The sequence below is a fragment of the Crocinitomix catalasitica ATCC 23190 genome (assembly GCF_000621625.1).
Taxonomy (GTDB): Bacteria; Bacteroidota; Bacteroidia; order Flavobacteriales_D; family Crocinitomicaceae; genus Crocinitomix; species Crocinitomix catalasitica.
The window spans coordinates 1-1,789 of record NZ_JHXV01000059.1 but is presented as its reverse complement, the minus strand read 5'-3'; the positions used below and the strand labels follow the sequence as shown (position 1 = coordinate 1,789).

The window sequence follows — 1,789 nt, the reverse complement described above, 5'->3', positions numbered from 1 at the left end:
ACACGTTCAATTTCAGGTTCTAGTTCCAGGTCAAACTTCAGTAACGAACCTACACATTCTGTTTATTGGGGTACTTTGGGCAATAGTTTACAACGTTAGCACTATACACCGCGCAGTGGAGTATAGCGCGTGTTAGCATCATTTTTATATCCCACTAATATATAAATCATAGAGGTTATTCGTTGTTAAATCAATTTTAAAACCCCAAAAAGTACCACAACCATCCTTACCTCGGATTAAGTTTTTATGCCAGTCATATTTAAACAAATCAGGGTTTCCGGTTTTTTTAATTTGCTTTTTCTCCCACCTGGTTAAATCTTCATCCTTAATGTCTATTATGCCTAAAATTGAAGCGGCAAATACATTTACATAAACAACATGGATGTGATCTTCTTTTCTGAGAGAAACTAACTGATAATTATATTCAATATCACGCAAGTCAACGCCACATTCAAAAGGAGTGGACGGGTTTGTTCTTTCTGTTAAAATTGATCTAACTATACTATCAATAGTGCTTAAGTTTTTTGAATCAAAATCGACAATATTATAACCGACAGATATTTGCATGATTGCACTCGAAGTGTCACCCTTTAGAATTACACAATTTGAATCTAGATGTAAAATGGGTGAGCGTACTTTTTGACTCAAACTATGGTTAGACAGTATTAAAATTGATATGATTATTAGACTTTTCATAAGTTGATGCTAACGATTGGGTAAAATTAGCCATTTATGGCGAACAGCTTTGCTGTGAATTTTACCTGTTGTTGTAGTGTCGTTTTATTTGTTTTTTACTTCAATTTTACGGCCGTCTAAATCCTGAAGTACAGCAATTAAACCCCATTCAGTTTTTGTTAATTCAGACTTAATAATCCAGTTTGAGTTTTTTAATTCGTTCATTCTCGTTGAAAGATTTATCACTTCAAATCCCAATCTAATTGAGTTGTCTGCTTTTTCCATAGATTTAGTCAACGGATAAATTTCAAATACAAATCCACCTTGTTCCGAGACATAATGAAAAGGTCCTGTTCCATGCTGATGGTAGTCGAATGAAAACCCTAAAAGCTCATATTGCTTTTTTAGAATTTCAGGTTCACTTGTTCGTATTACTACTAGATTTATTTTCATTCATTTATTTCCTTTCCGTTTTCATCAAGTACGTAATCGAAGCCTGCCCAATCACGAAGATAAATTTTGTCTTCTTTGATTTTAAAGGAATCTGTTCCATCTTGTGTAACAAAAATATCTCGTGCCCCAAATGTCCATTTTTGTAATCCATTCATGTCTATTCTCGTTATTTGAAGTTCTCCATGAACAATGAAGTCTCCTTTGTAAGTATAGATTCCGAAACAAGTTGCTGGATCAATTCTCTTATTCCAATTTAAGTCGAGATTAGGAATAGTTAGACTGTAAATACTATCACAACAACACAAATACAGGACGTTGTCAATTATTTGAACAGAATCAATATGAATTCCCGTTGCACCTCCCGTTTCGCAAACAATAGCACTTCTAATTTCTTGACCGTTTTCAAATATTCTTATTCCGTGCTTTGAAGTTGGACGGTATCTGTTATCTTGAAAGTATTCAATATCGTATACTTCAATGTTGTCCACTGAATTCAAAGTATATTGCTCCGCATCTACTAATTTAATTCGATATGGTGATTTTTCCAATTCCATTTTATGCACTACAACGTTTGAGCAAAATTAGGCATTTATGCCGAACAGCTTCGCTGTGAATTTTGCTTTTTGTTATAGCCTTTTTTTATTTTTTATTGAACAATCCT

The 1,789-nt window shown here is 33.6% G+C and carries 3 protein-coding genes; all 3 read right to left on the bottom strand.

What is annotated here, in order from left to right; genetic code table 11:
• Nucleotides 1-144: 144 nt before the first annotated feature.
• Nucleotides 145-696: a hypothetical protein gene (locus T367_RS0118240; RefSeq protein WP_157454307.1), complete on the bottom strand. Its 552-nt coding sequence runs from the start codon at nt 694-696 to the stop codon at nt 145-147.
• A gap of 84 nt (nt 697-780) precedes the next feature.
• A complete protein-coding gene (locus tag T367_RS0118235; protein WP_027421129.1) occupies nt 781-1,128 on the bottom strand; it encodes a hypothetical protein in 348 nt (115 codons plus the stop codon).
• Nucleotides 1,125-1,682 (bottom strand): hypothetical protein, encoded by a 558-nt coding sequence (locus T367_RS24300; protein WP_051568664.1) that lies wholly within the window; start codon nt 1,680-1,682, stop codon nt 1,125-1,127. Before T367_RS24300 ends, T367_RS0118235 begins: the two co-directional genes overlap by 4 nt.
• Between the last annotated feature and the right edge of the window lie 107 nt (nt 1,683-1,789).